This window comes from Paenibacillus sp. J31P190, from assembly GCF_059692075.1.
The window spans coordinates 218,263-235,045 of record NZ_JCAUAS010000007.1 but is presented as its reverse complement, the minus strand read 5'-3'; the positions used below and the strand labels follow the sequence as shown (position 1 = coordinate 235,045).

12 protein-coding genes are annotated in these 16,783 nt (G+C 44.4%); 11 read left to right on the top strand and 1 reads right to left on the bottom strand.

Features of this window, described 5'->3' with window-relative positions; all coding sequences use genetic code 11:
- Nucleotides 1–16: 16 nt before the first annotated feature.
- From garD to AC58U0_RS15675, 9 genes are all read left to right on the top strand, one after another.
- Nucleotides 17–1,552: a galactarate dehydratase gene (garD, locus tag AC58U0_RS15715; protein WP_497379880.1), complete on the top strand. Its 1,536-nt coding sequence runs from the start codon at nucleotides 17–19 to the stop codon at nucleotides 1,550–1,552.
- Nucleotides 1,553–1,787: 235 nt separating this feature from the next.
- On the top strand, nucleotides 1,788–2,015 hold the full coding sequence (locus tag AC58U0_RS15710; RefSeq protein ID WP_497379879.1) for a zinc ribbon domain-containing protein: 228 nt from the start codon (nucleotides 1,788–1,790) through the stop codon (nucleotides 2,013–2,015).
- A gap of 144 nt (nucleotides 2,016–2,159) precedes the next feature.
- Entirely contained in the window at nucleotides 2,160–4,523 is a 2,364-nt protein-coding gene (locus AC58U0_RS15705; protein ID WP_497379878.1) for a helix-turn-helix domain-containing protein, read from the top strand.
- A 210-nt stretch (nucleotides 4,524–4,733) separates the two neighbouring features.
- Entirely contained in the window at nucleotides 4,734–5,702 is a 969-nt protein-coding gene (locus AC58U0_RS15700; protein WP_497379876.1) for an ABC transporter permease, read from the top strand.
- Nucleotides 5,703–5,760: 58 nt separating this feature from the next.
- A complete protein-coding gene (locus tag AC58U0_RS15695; protein ID WP_497379874.1) occupies nucleotides 5,761–6,639 on the top strand; it encodes a carbohydrate ABC transporter permease in 879 nt (292 codons plus the stop codon).
- A 26-nt stretch (nucleotides 6,640–6,665) separates the two neighbouring features.
- Complete coding sequence (locus tag AC58U0_RS15690) at nucleotides 6,666–8,261, top strand: extracellular solute-binding protein (RefSeq protein WP_497379872.1); 1,596 nt, start codon at nucleotides 6,666–6,668, stop codon at nucleotides 8,259–8,261.
- 26 nt (nucleotides 8,262–8,287) lie between these two features.
- Nucleotides 8,288–9,892, top strand: coding sequence for a glycoside hydrolase family 43 protein (locus AC58U0_RS15685; protein WP_497379871.1), 1,605 nt, complete (start codon nucleotides 8,288–8,290; stop codon nucleotides 9,890–9,892).
- On the top strand, nucleotides 9,846–10,721 hold the full coding sequence (gene sigK, locus AC58U0_RS15680; RefSeq protein ID WP_497379870.1) for an RNA polymerase sporulation sigma factor SigK: 876 nt from the start codon (nucleotides 9,846–9,848) through the stop codon (nucleotides 10,719–10,721). Before AC58U0_RS15685 ends, sigK begins: the two co-directional genes overlap by 47 nt.
- A 60-nt stretch (nucleotides 10,722–10,781) precedes the next feature.
- The gene (locus tag AC58U0_RS15675; RefSeq protein ID WP_497379868.1) at nucleotides 10,782–11,456 is read left to right on the top strand and encodes an ABC transporter ATP-binding protein; all 675 of its coding nucleotides are present in this window, start codon (nucleotides 10,782–10,784) and stop codon (nucleotides 11,454–11,456) included.
- A gap of 317 nt (nucleotides 11,457–11,773) precedes the next feature.
- Here the strand turns inward: AC58U0_RS15675 and AC58U0_RS15670 are convergent, their stop codons facing one another.
- On the bottom strand, nucleotides 11,774–12,802 hold the full coding sequence (locus AC58U0_RS15670) for a glycoside hydrolase family protein (protein ID WP_497379867.1): 1,029 nt from the start codon (nucleotides 12,800–12,802) through the stop codon (nucleotides 11,774–11,776).
- Between the two features lie 531 nt (nucleotides 12,803–13,333).
- On the opposite strand from AC58U0_RS15670, the gene AC58U0_RS15665 reads away from it, so the two are divergent.
- Both AC58U0_RS15665 and AC58U0_RS15660 read left to right on the top strand, forming a co-directional pair.
- Nucleotides 13,334–14,965, top strand: coding sequence for a helix-turn-helix domain-containing protein (locus AC58U0_RS15665; RefSeq protein WP_497379866.1), 1,632 nt, complete (start codon nucleotides 13,334–13,336; stop codon nucleotides 14,963–14,965).
- Entirely contained in the window at nucleotides 14,940–16,778 is a 1,839-nt protein-coding gene (locus AC58U0_RS15660; protein ID WP_497379865.1) for a cache domain-containing sensor histidine kinase, read from the top strand. Before AC58U0_RS15665 ends, AC58U0_RS15660 begins: the two co-directional genes overlap by 26 nt.
- The last annotated feature ends 5 nt before the right edge of the window (nucleotides 16,779–16,783 follow it).

Sequence of the window (16,783 nt, the reverse complement as noted above, 5' to 3'; positions counted from 1 at the left end):
TAGGGAGGTCATACTCATGTCTTTGAAACAAACGCGGAATGAAACTCCTCTTTATATTAAAGTACATCCCAACGACAATGTTGCGATTATTGTCAATGAAGGCGGGTTGCCTAAAGGAACGGTATTTTCTTGTGGGCTTGAGCTAACGAATCATGTTCCTCAGGGACATAAGGTGGCGCTAACCGATATCAATCAAGGTGAAGCGATCATACGTTACGGAGAAGTGATCGGGCATGCCGTTCAACCGATTGCAAAAGGCAATTGGATCGACGAATCGTTGGTTGAGCTTCCGACACCGCCGAGGTTGGAGGAACTATCGATAGCTAGCAACGTGCCGGCATTGTTGCCTCCTCTTGAGGGCTATACGTTTAAGGGTTACCGGAATGCAAATGGCAGCGTCGGAACGAAAAATATTCTTGGGATTACTACCAGCGTGCAGTGCGTCGCCGGCGTACTGGCATATACGGTAAAGAGAATCAAAGCGGAGCTGCTTCCGAAATATCCGAATGTCGAGGATGTCGTAGCATTAACGCATACATATGGATGCGGGGTTGCGATCAATGCACCGGATGCGATTATTCCGATTCGCACGATACAAAATCTTGCCCAGAACCCGAACTTTGGCGGAGAGCTCATGGTCGTTGGACTGGGTTGCGAGAAGCTGAACCCTGAACGTTTGGTGCCGGAAGGGGACTCAGGTAAGATCATATCCTTGCAGGAGCATCACGGATTTATTCCAATGGTCAAATCGATCATGGAGATGGCGGAAGCCCGGCTCGATCGATTAAATCGCCGGATGCGCGTCACTTGCCCCGCTTCCGATTTGGTCGTCGGTTTGCAATGCGGTGGCAGCGATGCGTTCTCAGGAGTTACGGCAAATCCGGCAGTCGGCTATGCCGCCGATTTGTTAGTACGCGCCGGAGCGACGGTCATGTTCTCCGAAGTCACTGAAGTGAGGGATGCCGTTCATCTGTTAACACCGCGGGCATCCAGCGAAGAAGTCGGCCGGGCATTGATTCGTGAGATGAAATGGTATGACGATTATTTGCAGAATGGTCAATCCGACCGAAGCGCCAATCCGACACCCGGCAATAAAAAAGGCGGTCTCGCCAATGTGGTCGAAAAGTCGCTCGGATCGATCGTGAAATCAGGCACCAGCCCGATTGTCGGGGTCCTATCCCCTGGCGAAAGGGCTGCCGAAAAAGGACTGATTTTTGCTGCAACGCCGGCTAGCGATTTTGTATGCGGCACTTTGCAGCTAGCCTCCGGTATCAACTTGCAGGTGTTCACGACGGGGAGAGGAACGCCTTACGGTCTGGCTATCGCTCCGGTGATTAAGGTGTCGACAAGAAATTCTTTGGCGGAACAATGGCATGATCTGATCGATCTGAATGCGGGGAGAATCGCAACGGGAGAGGCCACCATCGAGGAAATCGGCTGGGAAATCTTCCACTTGATCCTGGATGTCGCCAGCGGACGCAAGAAAACATGGGCGGATCATTGGGGACTATACAACGATTTGGCATTATTCAACCCTGCACCTGTAACTTGATTCGGGTTCATATCCAGCCCGGCAACGCTTCTTGATTCAAGGTTTGGCCGGCGGCTCAGTAAAAGGATAATGTATCAAAGTGCCCGGAAGGGCACTTTGATATTTTAATAAAAACAAATGCGCACGCAAGACAATAAAAAGTATACAATTAAATGAAGAAAGGAAATTCGTCTTAAAAATATGAATAATCATTTCATGTTGCCTACAAAATAAACGAAGCTTTAACATAAAAGGGATGGTCAAGAACCGTCGCACTGCAAAAAGTATTGTTGATGCAGGATGGAGTGGGCTTGTTCAATTCGTGACGTACAAGGCTGAAAGCGCCGGTCGTCAGGTTGTGCAAGTGAATCCATCGGGGACATCGCAGCGATGCTCAAACTGCGGCGAAATCGTCAAAAAATCACTCGCTGTTCGTATCCATCAATGTCCGTGCGGATACGATAATAACCTCATACGTTCCTAAGGGTTTATTGCACTCAAGAAAATAAAAGATTCACTTTCTCCTTTAGATACATAATACCGACTACAGAATTATACCCTCCTCAAATAAAGATTTAGCTGGATATACAGACTCAAGGCAAGGTACTGTTCAAAAGGAGGGTACGCTTTGAAACTAATCCCGCAAAGTTTAAAGGTATTTAAACAAAAGAGTATCTTTGTGAAAATGTTGTTTTTGTTTAATATTTTCATTCTGATCGCTATTCTTGCATTTGGTTATGTTTCGTATACCCAATCCTCCTCTTTGCTCGTTGAGGAAGTAGTGAAATCGAACTATAAATATATCGAGCAGGCTAGAGACAACATTGATGAAACATTGACCTCTCTGGATAATTTGTCCTTTCAGATTTCACTTCAATCGCAGATCCGACGGGCGCTGTATTTATCGGAAACCACATGGGATCTTGACCAATTGCTGTTTCTTGATATTATAAAATATTTAAAAAGCGTCAAGCAGGCGAATACATTGATCTCGGATATATGGATCCAGTTCTACCGCTATCCGATCGTATTGAATCAGGAATCCAAATACAATCTTGATTATTATTATGAGAATATTTACAACACCGGGCAGTCAATAGATTGGACAAGTCCGAGTCAAAACCATCATGGGCTTAAACCTATCGGCAGATTTCAAGCAAACTCGTATGGAATAAGCTCATCCGTAATTACATTTGCGCGGACGGTTCCTCTAAGTGAAATCAAGCCTATGGGCGCTTTGTACCTGAATATCAAAACGGATGATTTTTCCAACAGGGTTCAAGGCGTCAGTGATCCTTATCCGGCCTTCATCTATGCGTTGGACATCAAGGGAGAGGTTGTTTTTAACAGCAAAATTCGCAGCGATCAGGATGAGTTGATTAATTCTGTCAAAGGGGCCATTACAGAGAAAGTTAGGGGAATCAGTGCTGGTGAAGGCTATCTGGAGCAGACGATTGCGGGTAAATCGTATCAAATTTTGTTTACTTCATCGAAGGTAAATGACTGGAAATATATCAGCGTGGTACCGACGGCTTTTATCACGGAAAAGGCAAATGCGATCCGTCAATTTACATTTGTAACGGCTATTATTTGTCTGATAGGCGGCTTGATTATGTCCTATTTTTTGACCAACCGAATTTACCGTCCCATCAACAAAATTATCGGATATATCAACGTATTGGGCCGCACCCCCCTCTCCAGCCAGAACAATCATTCCAAGGAAGATGAACTTGGATTTATCGATCGAATTATTAATTATGTATATTATGAGAATCAAAGCTTAAGGGGTTCTTTTGAAAAAAAACTTCCGGCACTTCAACAAAAATTTCTCTATGACCTCATGGATGGCAGAGTATCGTCGGCCAACGTGCAGCAGCTTGCAGAGGAAATTCAATTGGAGTTCAACTACGATTCGTATCAAGTGATTGTGTTTGAAACCGTCGATTTTTCTCTAGAGGATAAAATCAATCTGCGTTACCGGGATATTCTGGAAATCGTAGATGGGATGGTTAGTGAACTGGACGACGTACATCTGGGTGTACGATCGATCCGCAAGCGCAATGACAAAATCATTTCCCTGTTAAATCTTGATCATCCCAATCCGAAGCCGGAGGTGATTCACGATTTTATCCAAAAGGTCCTCTCCTACTTCGTGCAGGAGCATTCTCGGACTTTCACGGTGGGGATCGGCAATATTTACAGCACGGTAGATGAGGTGCCCCTATCTTATGTAGAAGCTTTGTCCGCTTTGCAGTACAAGATCGTTAAGGGAGAAGGCAGTGTGATCTTTGTTGATGAGGTTAACAAATTGCCCGAGAGTTCCTTCAGTTATTCGATAGAAGTGGAGAAGCATATCATCAACTGTGTGAAGACCGGGAACCATATGGCTTTACATCAACATTTGCAGAAAGTATGGGGAGATAATTTAAAGCAAGGGGAGATAACGCCGGAAATTATTACTTACCTGTTTCAGGCTCTGGTAGGCACCGCAATCCGGACGATTTACGAAGTCCTATCTACGACAGGAGAAGTATTCAGCGAATCCTTTGATTTATATAAAGAAGTCAATCAGCATTCACGCTTGGAGGATAAGAAGGAGTTTATTGAATGGATGTTCCAGAACATTAGTGACTGGATTCAAAACAAGAAGCAGGGACAGGATAATACCTTATTCAATCAAATTAAAGACTATGTGGAGAAAAATTATCATTTGGACGTATCGTTAACAATTCTCGGGGAGAATATCGGTTTATCGCCTTCTTACCTGAGCAGTATTTTTAAAGAAGTCACGGGTATGAATTTTGTTGATTATATAAATACAAAGCGGGTTGAACAAGCTAAAATGTTGTTACAGCAAACTCAGGATACCGTAATTGAAATTTCTGAGAAGGTGGGATTCACGAATTCTAATACCTTTATCCGGGTGTTCAAACGGCATGAAGGGATTACACCGGGGCAATTCAGGCAAATACATACGAAGAAAGACCTCTAGAAGACTGGTGATTAAAGAGTGGAGCGACCGGGGTTTTCTGGAAATAGCGAAGCAGTACTAACCGTCAGGAGCTGATTCCTGGCGGTTTTTGCAATGATCATGAAAAAAGTAGATGTTTCTAAAGAATTATCGATATACGAAATTCATGTAAGGGGATACATTGAGTAGGCAAGCGAAGTACACGAAACGTTGAGAGGAGAGTCTTACTCATTGGCTAAGCAAACTATAGCTGCTGCGAGCCCGTCATCCATAAGTGCAGGATATAAGAAAACATCAAGCAGACGAAGCACTTTCAAAAAAGTCCTGCCGTACTATCTGATGTTCCTGCTACCGCTGATTTATTACCTAATCTTCAGATATGTACCTGTAGTCATGGCCGTCGTGATCTCTATGATGGACTACAATATTTACAAGGGGATTCTTAGGAGTGAATGGGCTGGATTTAAGCATTTTATCGATTTTTTTAACTCTGTTTATTTTGGTAGGTTGCTGCGCAATACACTGATGATCAACCTTCTGAGCTTGGTGTTTGTATTTCATGCACCGATTATTTTTGCCCTTTTATTAAATGAGGTTCGGAACTCGCTGATCAAACGCATGGTACAAACGATCAGTTATTTGCCTCATTTTGTTTCGACGGTTATTGTAGCGAGTATGGCGGTAACCTTTCTTTCGCCCAGCGTAGGATTAATCAACAATATTTTAGTGCAATTCGGTGTGGAACGGACGAATTTTTTACTGGATCCGAATTATTTCTGGGGAATCTTTACCTTTATGGATCTGTGGAAAACACTCGGATGGTCGGCAATCCTGTACTTTGCCACTTTAACGGGCATCAATACGGAATTGTATGAAGCTGCAAGAGTGGACGGCGCGAACCGTTGGCATCAGACCTGGCATATTACGCTTCCGGGTATCGCTCCTACGATTATTATTATGCTGTTACTGAAAATCGGTCATATGCTGGAGATCGGTTACGAATTAATCGTGCTTTTGTACAACCCGAATACGTACCTGACTGCAGATGTCATCGGTACCTATGTATACCGGAGGGGAATATTGGATGCTAACTACAGCTTCGCATCTGCAGTCGGACTGTTTCAGTCGGTCATGGGGCTGATTCTGATCGTAATCGCCAATAAACTGGCCAAAAAGTACTCGGAAACGAGTTTGTGGTGATTTGTAAGCCAACAAAGAAGCAGGCTTTCCACACAGAAAGCGCTAAGGAGGAAATGGTATGGCTTTCCGGCGTATGACGCTTGGAGGATTGGCTTTCAGTTTCATCAATGTATTGGTTCTGGGGTTAGTTGTCGTGATGACCTTGTACCCGTTTCTTTATGTCGTGTCCGCCTCATTGAGCGAGCAATTGTACATTCAGCAGGGGAGAATAGGTATTATACCGATGGGATTCCAATTAGAGGCTTACAAAAGAGTGCTTGAGTTTCCGATGCTTGGAAGATCCTATTTGAATACGATCCTATATACGGCGATTGGAACGGCAATAAGCCTGGTGTTAACGGTATGTGCCGCCTATCCGATGTCCAGACGGGACTTGCCGGGCCGTAAATTAATGACCACGATCGTACTGATTCCGATGCTCTTCGGAGGTGGATTAATTCCCACCTTTCTCGTCGTGAATGCCCTCGGGATGCGGAATTCCATATGGGCCATCGTCATTCCGGCAGCGGTGACTTCCTTTTATGTATTTATCCAGCGAACATTTTTTGAGCAAATTCCTGTCGAGCTGGAGGACGCCGCCAAGATAGACGGGTGCTCGATGGTACAAACACTGGTCAAAATTATTTTGCCGTTGGCGCTTCCGTCTTTGGTGACGATTGGCTTATTCTATGCGGTGAACGAATGGAACAGCTTTTTCCCAGCTATGATTTATTTGAATGATGAGAAACTGTTTCCGGTGCAAATCCTGCTTCGGGCGATCGTAATTCAAAATCAGACGGATCAGGTTTTGGTTGATGTTTTTGACGACAAGAACCTGTTAAGCGAATCGATTAAGTATGCGACTTTGGTTGTAGCGACACTACCCATTCTTATTGTGTATCCTTTCATTCAAAAATACTTTGTCCAAGGGTCGATGATGGGATCTATTAAAGGTTAAAACACAAATTTATAGGAGGCGTCATCATGAAAAAAGCAAGATGGATGAAAGGGATAACCGGCGTAATATTGGTATCAGTTACATTGGCTGGATGCCAAACAGGCGGGCCAGAGAAGTCAGTGGCGACTCCGGAGGTCAAGACAGGCGAGGCGAGTAAGCCTGTTAATGCGAATGGAAAGATCCTGGATAAGCAAATCGAGGTTAGTGTCTATATGAGGCCGAGACCTGAATCAGTGGAGTCCAATGAACTACTATGGATGAAGCCGATTTCCGAAAAAACCAACGTCAATTTTAAATGGCTGAAGGCACCTGCAGACGTCAACGATTACATCGAAAAGTTCAATTTGACCCTGGCGGGCGGGACGCTGCCAGATCTTATGGAGGCACCACTGGATTTATTAAATAAAGGCGGGGAGAATGGCGTATTTGAACCGTTGAACAAGCTGATCGAGCAGTATATGCCTAATTTTAAAAAGATTATCGAGCAAAATCCAGCGATCTTGAAGGATATCAAATCCGATGACGGGAACATTTACTTTTTCCCTCAAATCTCTGCCGTCAAAACGATCAACCTGCAAATCTTCCGTCAGGACTGGCTGGATAAACTCGGGTTGAAGGCACCGAAGACAACCGAAGAAATGTACCAGGTACTGAAGGCATTTAAAGAAAAAGATCCGAATGGAAATGGCAAGAATGATGAAATTCCTTTCACAACAAAAAGTAAAATCAAGGGTTTGCTGCCATTCATCGAGCCTTTTGGCGTATCGTTTGAAGAGGATTTTTATGTGGAAAACGGTCAGGTGAAATACACGTACACCAATGCCAAATTAAAGGATGCGCTTGAATATACAGCCAAGCTGTACAAGGAAGGCCTGATAGATAAGGAGTATATAACGAATGATCAAAAGGTCTGGGAGTCCAGATTCACGAATGAAGTATCGGGTGCTACCTTTGATTCATTCCCACGACTCGAGGCTCTTGAGAAGCTGGTTGGCAAGGCCAATCCGAAGGTCAACTTAACTGGTTTGACACCGCTCCAAGGCCCAACAGGGATTGCTCCATTTACCAAAAGTCAGCAAAACCTGATCAAGAACGGTTTTTGCATCAGCTCCAAATCGAAATTCAAAACCGAAATTGCCAAGGTACAGGATTGGTTTTACAGTCCTGAAGGACAGCTGGCGATGAATTTCGGTAAGCTCGGCGAAACGTATACGATGGAAAATAATGAACCGAAATACACGGATCTCGTGATGAAGGATAAAAATAATGCACCTCTGATCAAAATGTATGAGCTTGGACACCGGGAGTTTGCTTATCAATGGGACATTCGTTACGAGAACGCAATGGTTTCACCTAAGCTGGCTCAGGTCCGTGATTCGATTACGCCTTTTATTAAACCTAAGTATCCGGTTGCCTTGTCCTTCAAGCAGCAGGAGCGTGATATTCTTAACTCCAAATTTACAGAGATTACGACTTATAAAGACGAGATGATGAACAAGTTCATTATTGGCTCGGAGCCGATCAGCAAGTTTGACGATTATGTCAAACAGATTGATAAAATGGGCATTGATGCAGTCTTGAAAATCCAACAAGCCTCTTATGACCGATACCTGAAACGATAAAAGCAGAAAGCGGTGACGATCAGAAGATGGTTGAGCATATCGTTCATTCCGTTCTCAATCCAGTGCTTCCAGGGGATCATCCAGATCCCTCGGTAGTTCGGGTGGGTGAAGATTATTATGTTGTTACCTCTACCTTTCAATATTTTCCCGGCGTCATGGTGCACCATTCCCGTGATGTGATACATTGGCGCCCCATTGGTCACGTCATTACTCGACGCAGCCAAATTGACTTGACCGGGGTACCAGATTCACATGGCGTATTCGCACCAGATATTTCATATGCTGACGGGAAGTTTTGGGTGGTCGTTCCTTTTTTTCACGGCCAACCGCGTTGCACAAACCTGCTGTTCACAGCAGAACGACCGGAAGGGCCTTATTCCGAAGGCGTGGTACTAAATCATCACTTTATAGACCCATCCATATTTCACGACGATGACGGTCGTCGTTACCTCGCCTTTGGCGGAGGTTGGCTGCAGGAGCTTCATCCCGATGGGTCCAGGCTTATTGGAGATGCCAAGCAGGTGTGGCCGGGGACTGGAGGTAACAACCCTGAAGGTCCGCATATCGTCAAGCGCCATGGCTATTACTATCTGATGCTGGCCGAGGGAGGGACGCGCTTTGGACACATGGAAACACTGGCCCGCAGCTGTTCGATTTGGGGACCTTACGAACCATGCCCACACAATCCAGTGCTAACACAGACGGATCCTAGCAAGCCTCTGCAGAAGGCAGGCCACGGTAAGCTGGTGGAGGATACGAAAGGGAACTGGTGGATGCTGCACCTTGGAGGACGTCCGTTGACTCCAAATGGCAGTACGCCTTTAGGGCGTGAGACTTACCTTGAATCGGTTCGTTGGACAGACGATGGCTGGTTTGAGGTTGGAGACGGGGGAAGCCCGCAGGAGCGGGTGCATGTGCTGCTCGAAAGCGGGCAGGAACCCATCTTGGTTGAGGCCGAAACAGACCGTTTCGACGAACCAGCGTTGTCTCCAGTTTGGGAGTGGGTGCGTCACCCATTGGAAGGAAGCTATACGTTAACGGGAAACGGGCTTGAGCTGGAATGCGCACCTTACCCGTTATATGTTCCCGGGTCGACCCTTCTCCTGACTCGCCGATGGGAGCATTTCTGTTTTGAGGCGCACACACAGCTTTCTTTTGTACCCCAGTCGTTGGGCGACGAAGCAGGGCTGTTCCTGTACCGCGACATGGATGCCATGCTGCTTTTTAGTGTCCGTTATGGAATCGGTCAAACCGCAGGACAAAAGTTTGATGCCGCCCGGTTGCACGAGAAGCAGGAGGATGATGGACTCTATGTACAGATTGATCGCTCGGAGAAATGCCTTCGACATATGCTGTATCGGGAGAAGCTTGATATGGAACCGGGAGTGGACTTATGGCTGAGAACCCAGCTTGATGCAGAGAGTCGGCAGTTCACTTTCGCCATATCTGTTGAAGGTGTGGAGTATAGGGAGCTGGAATTGTCCGTCTCTGCGGAATTTCTGTATCCGGAGCATTTTGCCAGATTCAATTGTTTCACGGCTCCGCGTGTAGGAATCTTTGCTCGTGGTGTATTGTATCAACAGCATGGTAAGGCGTTGTTTAAACAATTTTCGTATCGCGGAAATTCGTAGTGTAATCGGTTTAATGGAGCCGCTGCCGCCCCTTGACGAGTGGGAGGAGTCTGGAAGAGAAGGGGGACGTTTAGTTAGTGTTTGGCAACATGAAGGCATGCGGAATTGGAAGGAAGGCATTAACTCCCATATGTTCCTATCTACTGCACGCATTCTCCACGCCGCCAGAGGCGCTCGTTTTTTTACAAAGCTGAAAATAATCCATCTACAGGAATTCAAACGGAGAACGATAGTTCAACATCGAAAGAGCTGCCGGGTGGCAGTTCTTTGTTCCACTACCGGATATTTGTGGACAGGATTTACGTTGCTTCGTGTTCACAACCTCAAAAAATTCGACAATACAGGAGAAGATTTGGAGGATTTGATCTCGATTGGGACGATCGGTTTGATCAAAGCTATCGAGTCGTTTTCGCCGAACAAAGGGACGAAGCTGGCGACTTTCGCAGCGCGTTGTATCGAAAATGAAATACTAATGCATCTTCGCTCGTTGAAGAAAACGCGCAAAGATGTATCCTTGCATGATCCCATCGGAACGGATAAAGAGGGGAACGAAATTACATTGATCGACATCCTCGGGACAGAAGCGGATGATGTCGTGGATAAGGTGCAATTGAAGATAGAGAAGAGTAAAATATATCGGAACTTAGAAATCTTGGACGATCGCGAGAAGGAAGTCGTCGTTGGCCGGTTTGGGCTGGAGCTTGGCGGGGAAGAGCGGACGCAGCGTGAGATTGCGAAGGAGCTCGGCATTAGCCGCTCCTATGTTTCGAGGATTGAGAAGCGGGCGCTGATGAAGCTTTATCATGAGTTTTATAAGGCAAAACGGTAAGGGTTATAAATCAAATACTTCTTTTATTTGGACTTAGTGCAAGTAATGGAGGTGAAGGTTATGACGTTAATTCATATCGAGAATGCCAGTAAATACTATACGATGGGCGAGGAAACGATTAAAGCGTTAGATGATGTCTCGTTAGATATTGATCATGGAGAGTTCGTAGCCATTATGGGACCGTCAGGTTCCGGCAAATCCACGCTGATGAACATCATCGGGTGTTTGGATATTGTAGATAAAGGTATCTATGATCTGGATGGTCAAGCAATAAACGTACTTAAGGATTCTGGGCTTGCTGAGATTCGTAATCAGAAGATTGGCTTCGTTTTTCAAAGCTTCAACTTGCTGCCGAGATTAAGTGCCTATGAGAATGTGGAGTTGCCTTTGATCTATCGGGGACTGAGCAAAAAGGAAAGAGAGCCGCTCGTTTTACATGCACTAGAATCGGTGGACTTGTTGGATCGAAAGATGCATTTTCCATCAGAGCTATCTGGTGGACAGCAGCAACGTGTTGCTATTGCGCGAACATTGGCAGGAGATCCAGCAATTATTTTGGCGGATGAACCTACGGGAGCTTTAGATTCGAAGACAGGTGTGGAGATTTTAAACATATTAAAGAGATTAAATGCACAAGGTCGGACGATTATTTTGATTACTCATGACTTATTTATTGCCCAGCAGGCGAAGCGGATTGTGAGGTTTCGGGATGGGCGGTTGAATGAAGTTGTTTAGTGTTTATAAGACCGGAACTCCATACAAGGGGTTCCGGTTTGTTTGTGCGCCTCACAGTCGCACAATCTAAGTGGTTCAAATCCACTCGGTAACTTTACCCTTTAAAGTGCCGTAGCCGAAGTAGAGGTCCTAATCCAGCAGGGTTAGGATTGGCAGGGTGTCTCTCGTGAGAGAATCCAAAGGGCCTGCAGGCAAAATCCAGCCCGGAATGCGGTGAACCAGAGGTGGCGGCGATATTGCTATTATATCGTTGATTCTCAAGGGTTGGGACTTGTGATTCATGGTCAAATGGAGATTGCTGGATTGTTAACGAATCCTTACTTTAAAGGAATAACTATATTCCAGGTTACACCGTCAAACCCCCACGGCTTCTCACCATTTCCTGTTGCTAGAAACAGATGCGTCGGCTTCCCGTCATGGAATAAGAGATTAGGCCGCTCCAAATTACATTGCACGCTCGTTGTCCCGTCATCCCATGTCACGCTGCGAGTATAGGACAAAGGATTAGAATGCAGATCCCAATGGATGCAATCCTCGCTTGTCGCGTACACTCCCGCTCCCCACTCACCCGTAAGACCGCCGCTGTCGTTCTTATAATCATCCTTCATCAGGACATGAAACCGTCCGTCCTCATACCAAAGATACGGATCCTCTACGTGGAAATCGTCGTTGTCAAAGCGGAATATCGGCGAATCGCTCAGCCGTTCGAATGGTCCGTCGGGTTGAGGCGCTTTCGCAATGCCGAGCTGTAAAGTCGCACCCGCGTATTCGCGCGATTTGTATATCATAAAAGTCGTTCCGTCCGGAAGAATAGCAGCCGAGGGATTCGTGGTAATGGTGCAATCCCAATGGCCTGGTTCTCTTGGCTCCAGAAGTGGAGTGTCCCGACGCTTCCAAGGTCCATAGATGGACTTGCTGGTGGCCAGCCCAATCCTTTTTCGATTCCAAACCTCAAGCGCACGCCCCGAGGAAACCGTGTCACCCGCTGACGGTATGGGTCCGCCATAAGTCGTTCCGAAATAATAGAGATAATAAGTGCCATTCCAATATTTAATAGATGGGTTATGCTGGTTAAGTGCATCAAAGTAAGAACGATCCCGTTTATCGAAGATAACCTCCTCGAATTGATACGGGCCTTCCGGCGTGTCGCTTACAGCTCTTACAATTTCGCAATTAAATAACCAATGCGGGTCAAAACCAAGTTCTTTGCGCCATCTCGATGCAAATAAATGATACTTGCAGTCTTCTCCTTGAATCGCAGAACCGCACCAAATGTAATAATCCTCCATATGAAAGCCGCCGTGTTTTGGGGCTGGGGATAACCTATGATAAAAAGGGTTCTCCATAATGAATTTCCTCCTCTAGATTGATGGACTTATTTCATGACCTATTATATTTGTAAGCGATTAAACTGTAAACATTGACAAGTTTCCGAGATAATAAAATCGCTCAACGAACGGGCAGATTAGTTGAAGACGGATCGTATTTGACATGCAACTAAAAGCGTACTGCCGGTCGTCGATCAGATTTTGGATGAGGCTACACTTGCGGAAATTCGCATATAAGACTACATCAGCCAGTTTGAATCGTGCGTATTCGGGAGCATTTATTCCTATGAATGGCGGCAACGTAATACCGACGATATTATGAAACTGGGAGCAAGAACGGCTGCTGACATTACAGGAAACACAACGACTCAAGCAGCTACCGTTTTAGTTTCTCAACATTCATCCGATAAATAATGATGCCAGGAAGAAATGCCAATTTGGTGATTTAAATTCGAAAAACCGGGCCTCCTTGGTAAATAAGGGGTTCCGGCTTATTATTTTATTTTCAATGAACATCCAATATACTATGGATAATGAGGAGGGTTAGCTATGTTAAAGGTGCTGATTGTGGAAGATGAGATGTTTGTTCGTATAGGCTTTAAAAATTCTGTGAATTGGGAAAAGTTCGGTATGATGGTTTGTGCGGATGTGTCGAATGGGCAGGAAGCCTGGGATCTGTATGTGAAGATGAAACCGGATATTATTATTACAGATTTAAACATGCCAGTAATGACTGGGATGGAATTAATTGAAAACATACGTCGCATCGATGAAAGAACGCGAATTGTCATTCTTTCTTGTCTTGAAGAATTTGCATTAGTACAAAAAGCGATGCGATTCGGTGTAACGAATTATATATTAAAATTAACAATGGAACCAGAAGAAATTGAAGAGGTACTTGTTAGGGTTTCGGAGGAATGTAAAGCCCAACAGCGGCTTCAGGAAACGAAAGGAATCATACATAATCCGGATTTGGTTAAGGAAAACATCATTAGAAATTATCTGTTCTACCCTCTATATTCGGAAGAGGAATTTTCCAGTCTAGTTTTTAAGCAAAAAATACGCCTGTCTTCTGAAAGTTTGCTAGTGGCCATGATGGAGATTAACAATTTCGGTCATACGCAAGCCAAATTTCAAGACAAAAAAGGGGAACTGATTCGTTACACGATATTGAATGTCTTAAATGAACTGTTGACCCAATGGAACCGTGGCGAAGTCGTTGCTGAAAAAGAGGACCGATATGTATTCCTACTTAGTTTTTCAGATGTCCATAGTCAAAAAAATCTTCGGGAGACGTTGCTGGCTCTGATGGATCAGATACGGAGTGTACTGAACCGTTACTTTAACGTTTCTGTAACTTTCGGAATTAGCCGATTGGGTAATCGTTATACCGACTTAAAGTCATTACTTTCTGAGGCTGCAGACGCCGTTAGCTGGAAGTATTTCTTGGGAGTAGGTAAATGCTTATTTAAAGAGGAACACAATTGGACACGAATTCATCGTCAGTCTCAAGTGAAAATCGATGAACTCTTGCTTATCTGGGAAACGGTATTGCCGGAAAAACATGCGGAGCGAAAAGCAATTGTGCAGTCCTTTTTTGAAAATGAGGTGATGGATCCGAAGTTGTGGGTTCAATTATTCGTTCGATTGCTGCATATCGATCATATCCCATTACGTTTAGGTGAATCTGAGGCGTTAGATTCTGTTTCGCTTGCAGTCGAGACTGTCACTCGATGTGAAACATTAGATGATTGTATTCTGACGGTTCATCGTTTGTTTGCTGATATTGAGCACTGGAATCAGTCCAGTCGCCAACTTAGCAAAGAAGTAGGAAAAGCTATTAAATATATACAATCCCATTATCGCGAGAACTGCTCAATTTCGGAGCTTGCGGAAACTCTGCAGGTTACTCCTAACTATTTAAGCGCTCTTTTTCGCAAGGAGCTTAATCTTACCTTCACTGATTATCTCACAAAAGTGAGAATTGACAACGCCAAGGAACTGCTCCTGAATACCCAATTAAAATCGTACGAGATCGCTGAACTTACAGGGTTTTCCGATGACAGCTATTTTAGTCGCGCATTTAAAAATAAGACCGGCGTCAGGCCAAATGAGTTCCGAAAAATGAGAATTACGGACGAAAGGACTGGGGGAAATGGCCCATTGGTGGCAAAAGATTAAAGGACCGGACAGCCTGTGGTACTCAATCCGTGTAAGATTAGTCATGACATTATTGTGTATTACTTGCATCGTGCTAGCCAGCTTTTCCTATTACAGCTATTCAAAAACGGTGGATTTGATTAAAAATCGAACACAGGATACGACTTTCCGGCAGTTTAGGCAAACGGAAAATAACGTACAGAATTTTATGAACGAAGTCGATCAGCTCTCAAAAACATTTTTATTAGATGACCGAGTTCAAAGAATACTTCTGTGGGAGCCACTTTCCAAACCGGATTTCCTTGGCTTACAAAAAGATATTACAGACCGAGCTATGGAATATTATGCAAACTATGACTTCTTAGACTCCATCTATATATTCGGCGATAACGGGAAGGTCGTTGGAGGTACTTGGCAGAAAAATCAAAGTATTGACGACCCCAACAAAACGTATCCTTTCTACCAATCTGATTTGTACGCATTCGCTAAAGAAAAATTTCCGGCAATGTTTTGGAGTGGAGGACATGTATCCAGCGATTTTTTGCGCATCCAAGACAAAGCCTCACTGTCAGATCAAGCTTATATCATCACAGCAATCCGAGGCGTGAAACCAATTGATGCTTCTAAGATGAGCGCAACTATGGTGGTAAATGTTAAGGAAGACAAATTAAGTTCCATCTATAGCGCCTTGCAGAACTCTGCCAATAGTAAGATGGCTATTGTTGATGATGCGGGTCGGATTATATCCAGTATAGATCCTTCTGACATTGGTAAACCGCATCCCTATTTTAATGAATTTCATGATCAAAGCAGTTTTGGGAGCTTTTCGGCAACACGAAACGACAATCAAGAGTTGGTCATTTATTACCGTATGAGTGAAACTGGCTGGTATTTGTGCAGTGAGGTGCCTGAAGCGGAATATTTAAAGGATATAGGCGCGATGAAACAGTTTTTCATCCTTATGTTCGTTATTTCAATTATCCTGATGACGTTATCTACCTCTTTTTGGATTAATCGTGTTATGAAACCGCTGAAAGAGCTTGTTAAAGGGATGAAGCAGCTCGGGAGAGGAAATCTTGGGCTTAAGCTTCAACCGGTTGCAGACCAGGAAATTCGCTATGTGATTGATCAATTCAATGCCATGTCAGACAACATCGTATTCTTTATGCGTAAGAGCGAAACGGATGAATTGGAAAAACGTCGATTAGAATTAGAAATGCTGCGGGCACAGATCAACCCACATTTTCTATATAACACGCTGAATACGATAAAATGGATGGCCGTGGTTATTGAAGCAGACAATATTCGGAAATGTGTTACCAGTTTAGGTAATCTACTGCGGCCTATTTACTCGGAAACAACACCTATTTGCACAATAAAAGAAGAACTATCCTATGTTAGGGACTACATTAATATTATGAATTACCGCTTCGGTGAGGAAATAAACTTTGAAATTGATCGTATGGATCCATATTTGAACTGCAGTACTCCGCGATTGATGCTCCAGCCCATCATTGAGAATGCTTTGCTTCATGGAAGAATGAAAAAAGGAATGATTCGAATTACAGTTATGGAAGACCGAGGAACGCTGCAATTTGCTATCCGGGACAACGGTATAGGCATGGAGGAAATGGAAGTTAGAAGAATTAATGCGTATATTCGCACGGGATTGCGAAATGACGATGACGTAAAGCAATCCGTAGGTTTATTAAATGTGAACAAACGGATCCAACTTCACTTTGGTGAACGTTATGGCTTATATGTAAATAGTGTATTAGGAGAAGGGACGGAGGTTCTGGTATCGCTTCCTTATGAAGGAGTCCAAATATCGTAGAATTG